16 protein-coding genes are annotated in these 14,026 nt (G+C 69.2%); 5 read left to right on the plus strand and 11 right to left on the minus strand.

The features are described 5' to 3' along the window. The first annotated feature begins 30 nt into the window (after positions 1-30). From U4Z31_RS00475 to U4Z31_RS00485, 3 genes are all read left to right on the plus strand, one after another. A complete protein-coding gene (locus U4Z31_RS00475) occupies positions 31-321 on the plus strand; it encodes a PsiF family protein (RefSeq protein WP_044843641.1) in 291 nt (96 codons plus the stop codon). Between the two features lie 320 nt (positions 322-641). Then, positions 642-1,100, plus strand: a complete 459-nt coding sequence (locus U4Z31_RS00480) for a membrane protein (protein ID WP_044843642.1) — start codon at positions 642-644, stop codon at positions 1,098-1,100. Between the two features lie 230 nt (positions 1,101-1,330). Then, positions 1,331-1,918: a YSC84-related protein gene (locus tag U4Z31_RS00485; protein ID WP_044843643.1), complete on the plus strand. Its 588-nt coding sequence runs from the start codon at positions 1,331-1,333 to the stop codon at positions 1,916-1,918. Between the two features lie 99 nt (positions 1,919-2,017). On the opposite strand, the gene U4Z31_RS00490 is transcribed toward U4Z31_RS00485, so the two are convergent. The 9 genes from U4Z31_RS00490 to mltG all read right to left on the minus strand — a co-directional run bounded on the left by U4Z31_RS00490 (position 2,018) and on the right by mltG (position 10,517). After that, entirely contained in the window at positions 2,018-3,082 is a 1,065-nt protein-coding gene (locus U4Z31_RS00490) for a glycosyltransferase family 4 protein (protein ID WP_044843644.1), read from the minus strand. 139 nt (positions 3,083-3,221) lie between these two features. Next, positions 3,222-4,442, minus strand: coding sequence for an AAA family ATPase (locus U4Z31_RS00495; RefSeq protein WP_321809174.1), 1,221 nt, complete (start codon positions 4,440-4,442; stop codon positions 3,222-3,224). A gap of 31 nt (positions 4,443-4,473) precedes the next feature. Beyond that, positions 4,474-5,646, minus strand: a complete 1,173-nt coding sequence (locus U4Z31_RS00500; protein ID WP_044843646.1) for a mechanosensitive ion channel family protein — start codon at positions 5,644-5,646, stop codon at positions 4,474-4,476. Positions 5,647-5,740: 94 nt separating this feature from the next. After that, a complete protein-coding gene (locus U4Z31_RS00505) occupies positions 5,741-6,097 on the minus strand; it encodes a Rap1a/Tai family immunity protein (RefSeq protein ID WP_044843647.1) in 357 nt (118 codons plus the stop codon). A 119-nt stretch (positions 6,098-6,216) separates the two neighbouring features. After that, entirely contained in the window at positions 6,217-6,927 is a 711-nt protein-coding gene (locus U4Z31_RS00510; RefSeq protein WP_321809175.1) for an ankyrin repeat domain-containing protein, read from the minus strand. Between the two features lie 43 nt (positions 6,928-6,970). Beyond that, positions 6,971-7,750 carry a TatD family hydrolase gene (locus U4Z31_RS00515; protein ID WP_044843649.1) on the minus strand — a complete coding sequence of 260 codons (780 nt, stop codon included), beginning with the start codon at positions 7,748-7,750 and terminating at the stop codon, positions 6,971-6,973. A gap of 79 nt (positions 7,751-7,829) precedes the next feature. Then, positions 7,830-8,858 (minus strand): DNA polymerase III subunit delta', encoded by a 1,029-nt coding sequence (locus tag U4Z31_RS00520; RefSeq protein WP_044843650.1) that lies wholly within the window; start codon positions 8,856-8,858, stop codon positions 7,830-7,832. A 19-nt stretch (positions 8,859-8,877) separates the two neighbouring features. Next, positions 8,878-9,498, minus strand: a complete 621-nt coding sequence (tmk, locus tag U4Z31_RS00525) for a dTMP kinase (RefSeq protein WP_044843651.1) — start codon at positions 9,496-9,498, stop codon at positions 8,878-8,880. After that, on the minus strand, positions 9,498-10,517 hold the full coding sequence (gene mltG, locus U4Z31_RS00530) for an endolytic transglycosylase MltG (protein WP_044843652.1): 1,020 nt from the start codon (positions 10,515-10,517) through the stop codon (positions 9,498-9,500). The genes tmk and mltG overlap by 1 nt, the downstream gene beginning before the upstream one ends. Before the next feature lie 77 nt (positions 10,518-10,594). Between mltG and U4Z31_RS00535 the strand changes: the two genes are divergently transcribed. Both U4Z31_RS00535 and U4Z31_RS00540 read left to right on the plus strand, forming a co-directional pair. Further along, positions 10,595-11,629, plus strand: a complete 1,035-nt coding sequence (locus U4Z31_RS00535; protein ID WP_321809176.1) for a folate-binding protein — start codon at positions 10,595-10,597, stop codon at positions 11,627-11,629. 76 nt (positions 11,630-11,705) lie between these two features. Beyond that, on the plus strand, positions 11,706-12,551 hold the full coding sequence (locus U4Z31_RS00540; RefSeq protein WP_124520189.1) for an NRDE family protein: 846 nt from the start codon (positions 11,706-11,708) through the stop codon (positions 12,549-12,551). A 28-nt stretch (positions 12,552-12,579) separates the two neighbouring features. On the opposite strand, the gene U4Z31_RS00545 is transcribed toward U4Z31_RS00540, so the two are convergent. Both U4Z31_RS00545 and U4Z31_RS00550 read right to left on the minus strand, forming a co-directional pair. Continuing rightward, on the minus strand, positions 12,580-13,020 hold the full coding sequence (locus U4Z31_RS00545; RefSeq protein WP_044843655.1) for a GNAT family N-acetyltransferase: 441 nt from the start codon (positions 13,018-13,020) through the stop codon (positions 12,580-12,582). 34 nt (positions 13,021-13,054) lie between these two features. After that, positions 13,055-14,014, minus strand: a complete 960-nt coding sequence (locus U4Z31_RS00550) for an alpha/beta hydrolase (protein ID WP_044843656.1) — start codon at positions 14,012-14,014, stop codon at positions 13,055-13,057. Between the last annotated feature and the right edge of the window lie 12 nt (positions 14,015-14,026).

Below are 14,026 nucleotides of genomic sequence, written 5' to 3' on the forward strand. Positions count from 1 at the left end.
AAACGCAATTCACCCCATGGGAGTGTCGAAATGAAAATCCAATCGCTCGTAGCCGCAGTGCTTCTCGGCGGCATGCTGGCTTCCCCCGCTTTCGCGGCGAACAGCCAGCAGGACAAGATGAAGGCCTGTAACACGCAGGCCGCCGGCAAGACGGGCGATGAACGCAAGGCGTTCATGAAGGACTGCCTGTCGGCCAAGCCCGCGAAGAAGATGTCGCAGCAGGAAAAGATGAAGGCGTGCAACACCCAGGCCGCCGACAAGAAGGGCGACGACCGCAAGGCGTTCATGAAGAGCTGCCTGAGCAGCCAGCCGGCCGCCTGAGTTCCGGCGCTCCCGCACGAATGCCGCGTACCGCTTCGGCGGGCGCGGCATTTTTGTTTTCGTTGCACGCGCATCGACGCACGCGATGACGTGGAATGCGTCGCCGCGCCGGCCGGCGGCACCGTCGCTGCCGTCGTCGCGACCTGCTGCGCCGCCTGCCCGCCCCGCTTCCCCAGCACGCCGTACAAATGCCGCCATATGGTGCGGCAATTCGCCGCGATTTCTTCTATGATGGCTGCAACGCGGCCCATCCAAGTACAAGAAGCGCCATCGGGCCGCCCTCGAGACGGACGCGCACACCGCGTCAAACGGAGGCATGGATGGCATGGAGACAACACCGCTGGTTCCGCCGCTGGCTGATCGTGATCGTGTTCTGGGCCGTGCCCGTCGCGATCGTCGCCGTGCGCGAGATCCGCGAGGAAATGGCGTACAACAAGGCCGACCTGCAACTCGCGCTGACCACCTGGCAGCTCACCGATGCGCAGCAGGCGGCCGGCGCCGCCACGAAGTGCCACGGCGATCCTGACGCGGCGCGCGCGGCCGGCTGCCCGGCCGACGTGCTGGCCGCCAACGCGGCACGCCAGCAGGCGGCCCGCGACGAATACGTCGTGCGCCGCAACACGCTCGCCGGTTATCTGTGGCACGCGTTCGTCGGCTACTGGGTCGTGCCGGCCGCGTTCCTGTTCGCGTGCGGGGTCGTGATCGCGCTGATCCGCCGCGCGTTGCGGCGCCCGCCGATCAAGCCGCCGACCCCGCCGGCGCCGCCCGTCACGCACTGACCTGCACCTGCCCTCACCGCCTTTCCGCCGACCCCGGCCGTCGCGCGATGTAGCGACATATCGCCGTGCGCGCGCCGGTCCGTCCGTTGGTGCGCCGCGACACCGCAAAACGATTCGGCGCCTTTTCATGCGCGCACGAAATGGGGTTGTAATCCGTTGTGATATAACTGCCGACGTGATCCGCTCCGTGAGCGAGACTCACTCCGAACGTCATCCGATGGAGAAGAACGATGCAAAAACGGAACCTTGTGCTGAAAGCCGCCGCTGCGCTCGTCGTCGGCAGCCTTGCGCTCACCGGTTGCACCACTACCCCCGACAAGCCCGACAACGCCGCGACCAACGCGTCGAAGCGTCAGGCGATCGATTCGAGCGTCGACGCCACGCTGTCGCGCATGTATTCCACGGTCAAGGGTTCGCGTGAACTCGTCGCGAAGTCGCGCGGCGTGCTCGTGTTCCCGGACGTGCTGCAGGCCGGCTTCATCGTCGGCGGCCAGTCGGGCAACGGCGCGCTGCGCGTCGGCGGCAGCACGGTCGGCTACTACAACACGTCGTCGCTGTCGGTCGGCCTGCAGGCCGGTGCGCAGTCGAAGGCGATCGTGTTCCTGTTCATGACGCAGGAAGCGCTCGACGAATTCCGCGGCTCGGACGGCTGGGCTGCCGGCGCCGGCGCATCGGTCGCGCTCGTGAAGATGGGCGCGAACGGCGCGGTCGACTCCAACACGGCCACCGCGCCGGTCCAGGTCATCGTGCTGACCAACGCCGGCCTGATGGGCGACGTGTCGATCAACGGCACGAAGGTCACGAAGCTGAAGATCTGACGCCGCGGCGTCCTCGTCCGTGCGCGCCGCGCGCGGGCGATGTGCAAACGGCGATGTCCTCGCGGACATCGCCGTTCTTTTATCCGCACGCGCCGCGCGTCAGGTCGTCGAATCGATCACCTTGAAGCGCGAGCGCTTTTGCGCACGAATCAGCGACTGGTACACGTCGACGTACTGCTGCGCCATCCGCCGCGACGTGAAGCGCTCCTCGAAGCGCCGCCGCACGCGTGCGCGCGGCAGCAGGTGCAGCCGGTTCACGGCGGCCACCGCGCTGATCTCGTCCTCGACGATGAAGCCCGACACGCCCTCGTCCACCACCTCCGGCACCGCGCCGCGATTGAACGCGATCACCGGCGTGCCGCACGACATCGCCTCGATCATCACCAGCCCGAACGGCTCAGGCCAGTCGATCGGAAACAGCAGCGCATGCGCGCCCGACAGGAATTCGGCCTTCTCGTGGTCGGCGATCTCGCCGATGTATTCGACGTGCGGCAGCGCGAACAGCGGCTTGATCTCCCGTTCGAAGTACTCCTGGTCCGCCGCGTCGATCTTCGCGGCGATCCGGATCGGCAGCCCGCACTGGTGCGCGATGCGGATCGCGGTGTCGACCCGCTTCTCCGGCGAGATGCGGCCGAGGAACGCGAGATAGCGCGGCTCGACGGGTTGCGGCAGGTACAGCGTGTCGGGCAGCCCGTGGTACACGGTCGTCTGCCATTTCGCCTGCGGCAGCGGCTGGCGCTGCGAATTCGAGATCGAGATCACCGGCGCGGTGTTGAACGTGTCGAACACCGGCTGCTGCTCGGGCAGGTCGAGCCGGCCGTGCAGCGTCGTCACGAACGGCGTGTCCTGCCGGTTGAAGACCGAAAACGAGTAGTAGTCCATGTGGAAATGGAGCACGTCGAAGTCCTTCGCGCGGCGCGCGACCGTCTCCATCAGCAGCATGTGCGGTGCGACGCGGTCGCGGATCGACGCATCGAGCCGCAGCGCGCGCGGCCATACCGGTTCGAGCCTGGCCCGGGTCGTCGAATCGCCGCTGGCGAACAGCGTCACGTCATGGCCGAGGTCGACGAGCGCCTCGGTGATGTAGGACACGACGCGCTCCGTGCCGCCGTACAGCTTCGGCGGCACGGATTCGGTCAGCGGGGCGATCTGGGCAATTCTCATGGTCCACGTCTCCTGTGTCCTCGGTCGGCCGGCACGGGGGCTGGCGCACACCCCCCCTCCGTGCAGCGCACGGCCGGCATCGCGCCGGCCGGATATCGCATTATTATTCGCGATCCCGATGCCCGGAAGCACCGGGCTTTCATTTTATGGGTGTTGTTACAGACAGGATACATTCGCGCCGCAGGCCCGACGGCCACTTCCACGGCGGCAGGTCGCGCGTGTCCGCATCGACGAGCACGGTCGCGCCGAGCTGCTTGTCGAGCACCAGCGACTCACAGCCGGCCTCGCGTTCGAGCGTCGCGATGAGCCGCGCCGCGTGCGACACGACCAGCACCTGCGAACGCTGCGCAGCCTGCGCGATCAGGCGGCCGAGCGCCGGCAGCAGATCGGGGTGCAGGCTCGTCTCCGGTTCGTTCAGCACCATCAGCGCGGGCGGGCGCGGCGTCAGCAGCGCGGCCGCGAGCAGCAGGTAGCGCAGCGTGCCGTCCGACAGTTCGGCGGCCGACAGCGGCCGCAGCAGCCCCGGCTGGCGCATCAGCACGTCGAAGCGGCCGCGCCCGCCCGGATTGTCGATGTCGATCGATGCGCCGGGGAACGCGTCGTCGATCGCGGCATCGAGCGCGGCGGCATCCCCGATTTCGCGGATCGTCTGCAGCGCGGCGGCCAGGTCGGCGCCGTCGTCCGCCAGCACCGGCGTGTGGGTGCCGATCTGCGACTGCCGGGCCGGCGCCTGCGCATCGGTCCGGAAATGATCGTAGAAGCGCCACGACCGGATCCGCTCGCGCACCGCGATCATCTCCGGCGCGCCGACCGGATCGGCGAACTCGGTCATCATGCTGTCGAAGCTCGCGACCGGCTGCGGCACCGTGTGCCAGTCGCCCGACCCGCCGCGCGCGCGAATCTGCGCGCCCTGGCGGTCGACCAGCAGCGTCGACGGCCGCAGCAGCGCGCCGCCCCAGATGCATTCGCGCTTCACGACCGGATCGAGACGAAACATCGACGCATCGTTCTTCACCGGCAGGCCGAGATCAATCGCGTAACCGAAATCGTCGCCGGCGAAACCGAGCTTGAGGCTCACCGGTCCGTTGCGCACCGTGCCGGTCACCGGCGTGTCGCCGCTCAGCATCGCGCGCGAAAAGCGCTCGGGGCCGGCCCACAGCGTCGACGGCAGCCCGCCTTCGCGCGCGAGCGACGGAATCACGCGGCCCTGCGCGGTGTCGGCAAGCAGCCGCAGCGCGCGGTACACGCTCGACTTGCCGCTGCCGTTCGGCCCGGTGACGACGGTGAGCGCCGCGAGCGGCACGATCAGCTCGCGCAGCGAGCGGTAGTTGGCGATGGCAAGCGTCTTCAGCGCGGTCATGGAGGTGATGGCAGCAGGTACCGGCGCGCGTTCAGCGGCCTTCGGTGGCCTTCGGATCGGCCGCGGTGTTGGCCGCCGTGCTGGCGGCGGGCGGCCGCGCGTGCGGCCGTTCGGGGCTCGGCTCGCCCGGCGCCGAATCGTGCGGATACAGTTCCATCCGGCTGCGCGGCAGGCATTGCGGGAAACGCGCCTGCAGGTACGCGATCAAGCCCTCGCGCACGCGGCAACGCAGATCCCAGCACGCCGACGAGTCGGCCGCACTGACGAGCGCGCGCAACTGCATCGTGCGCTCGGTGGCATCGGTCACCTGCAGCACCTGCACGCGGCCGTCCCACTCGGGCGCCGCATGGACGAGCCGCGCGAGCTCCTCGCGCAGCGGCGCGAGCGGCGTGCGGTAGTCGACCGACAGGTAGACCGTGCCGATGATCTCCGAGCTGTGGCGCGTCCAGTTCGTGAACGGGTTTTCGATGATCCACTGCAACGGGACGACCAGCCTGCGCTGGTCCCACAGCCGCACCGACACGAACGAGCCGGTGATTTCCTCGATGCGGCCCCACTCGCCCTGGATCACGACGACGTCGTCGAGCCGGATCGGCTGCGTGAGCGCGATCTGCAGCCCGGCGATCAGGTTGCCGAGCACCGGCCGCGCGGCGATACCGGCGACGAGGCCGGCGACGCCGGCCGACGCCAGCAGGCTCGCACCGACCTGGCGCACGTTCGGGAACGTCATCAGCGCGGCGCCCGTGCCGATGACCACGATCAGCACCATGACGGTCCGCACGAGCACCTTGGCCTGCGTGTGGACGCGCCGCGCGTGGAGGTTGTCGGCCGCATCCATCGGATGGGCCTGGATGATCGCGTCGCCGACGCCGGCCGCGAGCCGCACCAGCAGCCAGGTCAGCGATACGATGGAGCCGACCGCGGCCGCGGCGCGCATCCCACCCACGAACGACATGCCTTCGTCCGTCTGGATCCACAGGAATTCGAGCGCAAGCAGCGCGAGCGTGACGAGCGAAGGTTTGTCGATGTAGCGCAGGATCACGCTCATCAGCGGATACGGCTGCGCGATGCGCTTGACGATGCGTGCGCCGAGACGGTGCACGATCACGACGACCAGCACGACCATGACCGACACGATCAGCGTGCCGGACCACGAATGCAACGGCGCATCGGCGATGCGCTGCAATTCCTCGATTGAATTCATCGGCGCCCGGGATGCTTCGGTTATGAGGCGCGGCGGCCTCGTCCTGGATGCGTCGGCGACGTCCGGGCAGCGCGCGCCCGGACCCGGTGTCAGATCAACTGCCGCCCTTGCAGGGGAATGCCTTGCCGAGACCGAGCGACACCGCGGTGCTCGCGTTGTAGTCGGCCAGCTTCGGGTTCTCCGCGATGTACTTGCGCACCGCGTCGGTCATCTGCTGCGCCCGGATGTCGGGCGGCAGGCAGAAATACTGCCCGACGCGCGGCCCGGTGGTGCCGCCGATCGCGTCGATCGTGTTGTAGACGCCATCGGCGGCGCCTTCGATGTAGGCCGCGCACGACGCCCGCGACTTGACGTCCGTCTTCGCGCACAGCCGGTCGAGATCCGCGCCCGTGAAAGCCGCCGCCGACAACGGCACGGCAAACGCCGCGGCACAAAACATAGCCCGCAACATGGTGTTCCTTATGTCAATGCGGCCTCGGGCCGCTTGCTGCGCTGACCGGCGCGGCGGCCGGACGCCCGCTGCCGGCCGGGTTGCGGCCGGCCGGGCGCTGCACCACCGCGCCGAAACCGTCATTTTGCACTCTTTTGCGCATCTGCCGGCGCCGATGCACCGACGCGCACCGTCCGCTTGCTCAGGATGTCGATCGCATCCGGCGCCTTGTAGTGCTGCGCGAACTCGAGCGCGGTGATGCCGAGCTGGTTCTTCACCTGCGGATCGGCGCCCTGGTCGAGCAGCAGGTTGACCGTCGACGCGTGGTTGCCGCGCGCGGCCATCATCAGCGGCGTCGTGCCGTTCGGCGACGCGGTGTCGATATACGCGTCATGGTCGAGCAGGACCTTGACGACCTCGTCCTGGCCGTTGGTGGCCGCGTAGTGCAGCGGCGCCCAGCCCTTCTTGCTGACTTCCGCACCCTTGTCGATCAGCAGCTTGACGAGCCCGACGTCGCCGTTCAGCGACGCGAGCATCAGCGCGTTCTCGCCGGCCTTGTCTTCCTTCTCGAGGTCGACGTTCGGCGTCGTGGCGAGCGCCGCGGCGACCTTGTCGGACTTCTCGCGCGCGGCGATCACGAGCAGCGGGTCGCCGTTCGGTGCGATCGTGTTCGGATCGAGCTTGCCGCTCTTGAGCTGCTTGCCGATGTCGGCGATGTCGTCGAACTTGACCGCCTTGACGATCGCGTCGAGCGACTCGGCATGCGCGCCGGCGGCGGCAAACAGGCCGCTCGCGACGAGCGCGGCGGCGACGAGGGCGCGCTTGGGCAGGTATGTGGTCGGCTTCGTCATTGTTGTGGGCTCCTTCCCTGGGTTGTCGGCTGGGCGCGCGTCGTTAGCGGGCGATCTTGAACAGCCGGAAAAAGTTCTGGGTCGTCGCATCGGCCAGCGCCTCGACGGGGATGCCGCGCTCGGATGCGATAAAGCGTCCGACATGGCTGACGTACGCAGGTTCATTCGGCTTGCCGCGATACGGCACCGGCGCGAGGTACGGCGAGTCGGTCTCGATCAGCAGCCGCTCGAGCGGCACCCGCCGCGCGACGTCCTGCACGTCGGTCGCGTTCTTGAACGTGACGATCCCCGACAGCGAGATATGGAAGTTCTGCGCGAGCGCCTGCTCGGCGACGGGCCAAGGCTCGGTGAAGCAGTGCATCACGCCGCCCGGCACGTCCGCGCGTTCCTCGGCCATGATCCGCAGCGTGTCTTCCGACGACGAGCGCGTATGGATGATCAGCGGCTTCATCGTCGCGGTCGCCGCGCGGATATGCGTGCGAAAGCGCTCGCGCTGCCATTCCATGTCGGCGATCGAGCGGCCTTCGAGGCGGTAGTAGTCGAGGCCCGTCTCGCCGATCGCGACGACTTTCGGGTGCGCGGCCAGCTCGACCAGCTCCGCGAGCGTCGGCTCGCGTGCGTCCTCGTGGTCCGGATGCACGCCGACCGACGCGTACACGTTGTCGTGCGCCTGCGCGATCGCGAGCACGTCGGGCAGCGTCTCGAAGTCGACCGACACGCACAGCGCATGCGTGACGTCGTGCTCGCGCATGTTCTCCAGCACGGCCGGCAGGCGGTCGGCGAGACCCTTGAAATTGATGTGGCAGTGAGAATCGACGAACATCGTGTTTCCTGAATACGTAAGGCGGGCGCTCATGCGCTCGCCGGCAGCCGTTTCCCCTCTTCAAGGAAACAATACGCGCTCACGCGAACATTTCCCGATAACCGAGAAACAGTTCCTCGAAGACGAGCCGGGCGTTGAGCGGATGGTTCTCGACCGTCCGCTGGCGCGTCACGGCCTTCATGAAGCGTGCGAACGCATTCGCGTCGACGGCTTCCGCGCAACGCGCGAGCGCGGCCGCCTGCATCGGGAAGTAGCGCGGCGCGCCCGCCATCCGCTGCGCGAGCAGATCGTACAGCCAGCGCTGCAGCCAGCCGAGCACCAGCGGCACCGGCAGCTTCTGCAGCGTCTCGCCGCACGCGAACGGATCGCACGCGGCGCCGGCGGCGAGCTGGCCGAGCGTGAAATCGCGCAGCGGGCGGTTCTCGTCGCTCGCGAGCGCCAGCGCGGCGAGCGGCGCGCCGCCGGCTTCGGCGAGCAACGCGCGCGCATCGTCGACGCCCTGCGCCGCAAGCCACGCCGCGGCCGCGTCGGGCGCCGGCACGGTCATCGGCCACTGCCGGCAGCGGCTGATGATGGTCGGCAGCAGCCGGTCGATGCGCGCCGACACCAGCAGGAACACGACGCCTGACGGCGGCTCCTCCAGCGTCTTCAGCAGCGCGTTCGACGCGGCGACGTTCAGCGCCTCGGCCGGGTACAGCACGACGACGCGCGCGCCGCCGCGGTGCGAACCGACCCCGCAGAAGTCGAGCAGCGCACGCACCTGCTCGATCTTGATTTCCTTGCTCGGCGCGCGCGTCTTCTTGCCGCCGTCGTCCGCGTCGGCCGGCTTCGCGTCGTCGGCCGCGCCCGGCGCTTCGCCCGCGAGCGCCTCGGGCAGCACGATCCGGTAGTCCGGATGGTTGCCCTGCGCGAACCACGTGCAGGCCGCGCAGGTGCCGCACGGCTCGCCGTTCGGCTGCGGCGCCTCGCACAGGAAGCCCTGCGCGAGATGCTGCGCGAACTGCAGCTTGCCGATCCCGGCCTGGCCGTGCAGCAGCAGCGCATGCGGCCACTGCGCGCGCAGTTGCTGCAGGCGGTTCCAGTCGTCGGTCTGCCACGGATAGATCATGTGGTGCGTTCCTTGCGGGTTACAGCGCGGCGAGCACGCGTTCGAGCTGCTGGCGGATCTCGGGAATCGTCTGCGTCGCGTCGACGATCGCGAAGCGGTGCGGCGCCTCTTCCGCGCGCCGCAGGTATTCGCCGCGGGTACGCGAGAAAAACGCGTCCGATTCGCTTTCGAACTTGTCGGGCATGCGCGCGGCGCCGCGGCGCTCGCTCGCCACCTGCGGCGCGACGTCGAACAGCACCGTCAGGTCGGGCTGGAAACCGCCCTGCACCCAGCGCTCGAGCGTCTCGAGCTTGTCGCGCGGCAGCCCGCGGCCGCCGCCCTGGTAGGCGAAGGTCGCGTCGGTGAAGCGGTCGGACACGACCCAGTCGCCGCGCGCGAGCGCCGGCTCGATCACGAGCGCGAGATGCTCGCGACGCGCGGCGAACATCAGCAGCGCCTCCGTCTCGAGATCCATCGGCTGGTTCAGCAGGATCTCGCGCAGCTTCTCGCCGAGCTGCGTGCCGCCCGGCTCGCGGGTGACGACGACCTGCCGGCCGCTCGCGGCCAGCCTCGCCTGGAGGCGTTCGCAGAACCATTGCAGGTGGGTGGTCTTCCCCGCCCCGTCGATGCCTTCGAAGGTGATGAATTTACCGCTCGGCATTATTGACCTCGTATGTACTTGTCCACGGCCTTGTTGTGATCGCCGAGCGTGTCCGAGAACACGCTCGTGCCATCGCCCTTCGCGACGAAATAGAGCGCGCTCGTCGGCGCCGGATTGATCGCCGCCTGCAGCGAGGCGACGCCCGGCAGCGCGATCGGTGTCGGCGGCAGGCCGCGGCGCGTATAGGTATTGTAAGGAGTGTCGGCCTGCAGGTCGCGCTTGCGCAGGCGGCCGTCGTACGCGTCGCCGAGGCCGTAGATCACCGATGGATCGGTCTGCAGCGGCATCCCGATGCGCAGCCGGTTCGCGAACACCGCCGCGACGAACGCGCGATCGGCCGCATGGCCCGTTTCCTTTTCGACGATCGACGCGATCGTCAGCGCTTCGTAAGGCGTCTTGTACGGCAGCCCCGGCGCGCGCGCGGCCCATGCTTCGTCGAGGCGCGTCTGCATCAGGTGGTACGCACGCCGGTAGATGTTCAGGTCGCTCGTGCCCTTGTCGAACAGGTAGGTGTCGGGGAAGAACAGCCCCTCGCCGCTGCCGCGCTGGATCGCGTTGTCGGGGGCGCCGATCGCGCGCAGCAGCTCGGCGTCGCTCATGCCGGCCGTCGCGTGCGCGAGATCGGGATTGCCGTCGAGTTCCGCGCGCATCCGCTTGAAGGTCCAGCCCTCGATCACCGTCGCGACGTACTCGTTCACATCGCCGCGCGCGATCTTCTGCAGCACGTCGTACGGCGTGATGCCGGTCTTGAATTCGTAGTTGCCGGACTTCAGCCGGCTCGACAGCCCGAGCAGGCGCGTCATCGCGACGAAGCCGAACGGCTCGACCGGCACGCCGCCGTGCTTGAGCTGCAGCGCGACGCTCTTCACGCTGCTGCGCGGCTTGATCGTGACGTCGAGCGTTGCGGCGCCCAGCAGCAGCGGCCGGGTCGCCCAGTAATACCCGCCGCCCGCGCCGGCAGCGGCCACAACGACGGCCAGCGCCACGACCGTCGCGGCGCATTTCTTCAGTAGGGACATGGAAACGAGACTCAGGTAAGACCCATATAATACTTGCTCGCCTCCGTCAAAGTCAGGGTTGACTGTTCCCTCATTCCATGAGCACACCATTCGCTTCACCGGCTGCCCAGCCCGCACCCGTCTCGCTCCCCGTTTTCCCCCGCCCGCCCGCCGCCGATTTCGACGCGCCGGGCGCCTGCATGCCGCTTGCGCAGCTCGGCGTGATCGACGTGGCCGGCGACGACGCCGCGACGTTCCTGCACAGCCAGCTCACCAACGACATCGAGCATCTCGATGCCGCGAGCGCGCGCCTGTCCGGTTATTGCTCGGCGAAGGGCCGCCTGCTCGCGTCGTTCCTCGCCTGGCGCGCCGGTCACGGCGTGCGCCTGCTCGTCTCGAAGGACGTCCAGGCCGCCGTGCAGAAACGGCTGTCGATGTTCGTGCTGCGCGCGAAGGCGAAACTGACGGACGCGAGCGACACGCTCGCGGTGGTCGGCTTCGCGGGCGACGTGCGTGAAGCGCTGTCGGGCATCTTCGACGCGCTGCCGGACGGCGTGCACGTGAAGGTCGACGGCCCGGCCGGGGCGCTGATCCGCGTCCCGGACGCGGCCGGCCGCAAGCGCTACCTGTGGATCGGGCCGCGCGCGGAAGTCGACGCGCGTCTCGCCGCGCTCGCCGTCACGCTACCGGTCGTGTCGCCAGCCGTTTGGGACTGGCTCGACGTGCGCGCGGGCGAGCCGCGCATCACGCAGCCGGCCGTCGAACAGTTCGTGCCGCAAATGGTCAACTTCGACGTGATCGGCGCCGTTAACTTCAGGAAGGGGTGCTACCCGGGCCAGGAAATCGTCGCGCGCAGCCAGTACCGCGGCACGATCAAGCGCCGTACCGCGCTCGCGCACGTCGCCGGCGAGACCGACACCGTGCATGCCGGCGTCGAGCTGTTCCACAGCGACGACCCGGGCCAGCCGTGCGGGATGATCGTCAATGCGGCGGCCGCGCCCGCGGGCGGCGTCGACGCGCTGGTCGAGATCAAGCTGGCCGCGCTCGACAGCGGCACCGTGCACCTCGGTTCGGCCGACGGTCCGGCACTCGCGTTCGACGCGCTGCCGTACCCGTGGCCGACGGAAGCGTGACGCACTGACAACCCGGTCGCACGCCGGCTCGCACGATGCAGCCGGCGCCCGATGTTTCCTGCGAGAGATTCGCCCGATGTGTCTGATTGCCTTCGACTGGCAGCCCGATGCCGCCGCCGGTCCCGTCTTTACCCTGACCGCCAACCGCGATGAGTTCTTTCGCCGTACGAGTGCGCCGCTTTCGTGGTGGGAGGATGTGCCGGGCGTGCTGGCCGGCCGCGATCTCGAAGCGGGCGGCACGTGGCTCGGCGTATCGCGCGACGGCCGCTTCGCGGCGCTGACCAATTACCGCGCGCCGTTCGACATTCGCGCGGGCGCGCCGACCCGCGGCAAGCTCGTGTCCGATTTCCTCCGCGGCCCGTCCGTCGCGCCGCTCGACTATCTCGGCGAGCTGGCCGAGCACGCGGCCGTGTACAACGGCTTCAACCTGCTGGTCGGCGACTGGAAGCGGCGCGAGCTCGCGTGGTTCTGCAACCGCGCGGCCGAAGGCGAAACCCGCGTCGCCGCGCCGGTCGCGATCGCCGCCGGCGTGCATGCGCTGTCGAATGCCCGGCTCGATACGCCCTGGCCCAAAGTCGTGCGCAAGCGTGCGGAACTCGGCACGCTGCTGACCGACAACCCGGCCCCGTCGCTCGACGAGCTGATCGAGCTGATGCGCGATCCGCATGTCGCGGACGACGACGCGCTGCCGCACACCGGCATTCCGATCGAGCGCGAGCGTGCACTGTCGGCCGCGTTCATCGAGACACCCGAATACGGCACGCGCGGCACGACCGCGCTGCGCGTGACGATGAAGGAAGGTGTACGGCTGACGGTCGACATCAAGGAACGCTGCGACGACGACGGCTCGCACCGCACCGTTCGCCCGGGCAGTTTCGAGCGTGCGTTCACGTTCGACATCGACGCGACGCCGCCGCGCTGAGCCTGCGGCGCGGGCGGCGCGGGCGGCGCTACGGCGCGCGCGCCATCTCGACGTGCGGCACGCCGATTTCGACGAACGGCTCGCCGATTGCCGCGAAGCCGTGCCGCACGTAGAACGACACCGCGGCATCCTGCGCGTAAAGCCGCACGACCGGCTCGCCGCGATGCCGCGCCGCATCCAGCAGCGCATGCAGCACGGCCGATCCGGCGCCCTGCCCGCGCGCGTCGGCCAGCACCGCGACGCGGCCGATCGTGCCGGTGCGCAGCAGCCGTCCCGTCGCGACCGCGCGGCGTGCGCCGGTCGCCGCATCGACCCGGTAGGCAACCGCGTGCAACGACAGCGGATCCTCGTCGTCCAGTTCCCATTCCGGCGGAATCCGCTGCTCGCGCACGAACACCGCATCGCGAATCCGGGCGGCATCGCCGCCCAGCACGGCCCAGTCGCCCGTTTCCACCCAGCCGTCGGTCATCGCTTCCTCCGCGCGGCGCCGGGCGCCGCCGCCGTCAAACGTCGTCGAATGCGGCCCTGAGCGCCGCCACCGCGTCGGCATGCGCAGCCCGCACCTCCGGCACGTAGCCGCCCATCTTGAAGAACTCGTGGATCATCCCCGGATAGCAGACCAGCGTAACCGTATTGCCGGCCGCGCGCAGCTTGTCCGCGTACGCGGCGCCCTCGTCGCTCAGCGGATCGTATTCGGCCGTCGCGATCCAGGCCGGCGCGACACCGGCGAACGACGGCGCGTCGCGCGTGCCGTCGAGCGGCGCGAAGCGCCAGTCGTCGCGGTCGGACCGATCGCGCAAGTATTGCGTGAAGAACCACTGGATCGTGTCCTGCGTCAGCAGGTAGCCGTTCGCGAGCCGTCCGTGGGATTCGGTGTCCTGGTGACCCGTCACGCCCGGATAGATCAGCAGTTGCAGCGCAAGCCCGATGCCCGCGTCGCGCGCGAGCACCGCGCAGACCGTCGCGAGCGTGCCGCCCGCGCTGTCGCCGCCGACCGCGAGCCGCGTCGCATCGATGCCGAATGCGGCGGCCTCGCGATGCAGCCAGCGCAATGCATCGTCGGCGTCGTTCACCGCGGTCGGGAACCGGTGTTCGGGCGCAAGCCGGTAGTCGACCGACAGCACCGCGCATTGCGCGTCGCGCGCGAACATCCGGCACAGCGCGTCGTGCGTATCGACGCTGCCGACCGTGAAGCCGCCGCCGTGGTAATAGACGAGCGCCGGCAGCGGTTCGGCGAGGCTCGGCTCGACCGGAAGGTACAGCCGCGCGCCGATCGAGCGGCCGTCGCGTGTCGGCACGACGCAGGCCTCGACCGAATGCATCGGCGCCGGCGCGACGTCGAGGATCGGCGCGCTCTTCTCGTACGCGGCGCGCGCCTGCTGCGCCGTCTGGTGGTGATAGGACGGACGTTTCGCGCGCTCGACCATGTCGAGCACCTGGGCAATCTTCGGATTCAGCGGCATCGGTGAGGACGG

The organism is Burkholderia sp. BCC1985, from assembly GCF_905339915.1.
In the GTDB taxonomy this organism is placed as follows: domain Bacteria; phylum Pseudomonadota; class Gammaproteobacteria; order Burkholderiales; family Burkholderiaceae; genus Burkholderia.

Excerpts from the sequence above, each read along its gene's own strand:
- U4Z31_RS00495 (WP_321809174.1), bottom strand. The coding sequence starts at position 4,442 with ATGACCGCGCTGAAGACGCTTGCCATCGCCAACTACCGCTCGCTGCGC.
- U4Z31_RS00505 (WP_044843647.1), bottom strand. The coding sequence starts at position 6,097 with ATGTTGCGGGCTATGTTTTGTGCCGCGGCGTTTGCCGTGCCGTTGTCG.
- mltG (WP_044843652.1), bottom strand. The coding sequence starts at position 10,517 with ATGTCCCTACTGAAGAAATGCGCCGCGACGGTCGTGGCGCTGGCCGTC.
- U4Z31_RS00480 (WP_044843642.1), top strand. The coding sequence starts at position 642 with ATGGCATGGAGACAACACCGCTGGTTCCGCCGCTGGCTGATCGTGATC.
- U4Z31_RS00550 (WP_044843656.1), bottom strand. The coding sequence starts at position 14,014 with ATGCCGCTGAATCCGAAGATTGCCCAGGTGCTCGACATGGTCGAGCGC.
- U4Z31_RS00510 (WP_321809175.1), bottom strand. The coding sequence starts at position 6,927 with ATGACGAAGCCGACCACATACCTGCCCAAGCGCGCCCTCGTCGCCGCC.
- U4Z31_RS00475 (WP_044843641.1), top strand. The coding sequence starts at position 31 with ATGAAAATCCAATCGCTCGTAGCCGCAGTGCTTCTCGGCGGCATGCTG.
- U4Z31_RS00500 (WP_044843646.1), bottom strand. The coding sequence starts at position 5,646 with ATGAATTCAATCGAGGAATTGCAGCGCATCGCCGATGCGCCGTTGCAT.
- U4Z31_RS00485 (WP_044843643.1), top strand. The coding sequence starts at position 1,331 with ATGCAAAAACGGAACCTTGTGCTGAAAGCCGCCGCTGCGCTCGTCGTC.
- U4Z31_RS00535 (WP_321809176.1), top strand. The coding sequence starts at position 10,595 with ATGAGCACACCATTCGCTTCACCGGCTGCCCAGCCCGCACCCGTCTCG.
- tmk (WP_044843651.1), bottom strand. The coding sequence starts at position 9,498 with ATGCCGAGCGGTAAATTCATCACCTTCGAAGGCATCGACGGGGCGGGG.
- U4Z31_RS00515 (WP_044843649.1), bottom strand. The coding sequence starts at position 7,750 with ATGTTCGTCGATTCTCACTGCCACATCAATTTCAAGGGTCTCGCCGAC.
- U4Z31_RS00540 (WP_124520189.1), top strand. The coding sequence starts at position 11,706 with ATGTGTCTGATTGCCTTCGACTGGCAGCCCGATGCCGCCGCCGGTCCC.
- U4Z31_RS00520 (WP_044843650.1), bottom strand. The coding sequence starts at position 8,858 with ATGATCTATCCGTGGCAGACCGACGACTGGAACCGCCTGCAGCAACTG.
- U4Z31_RS00490 (WP_044843644.1), bottom strand. The coding sequence starts at position 3,082 with ATGAGAATTGCCCAGATCGCCCCGCTGACCGAATCCGTGCCGCCGAAG.
- U4Z31_RS00545 (WP_044843655.1), bottom strand. The coding sequence starts at position 13,020 with ATGACCGACGGCTGGGTGGAAACGGGCGACTGGGCCGTGCTGGGCGGC.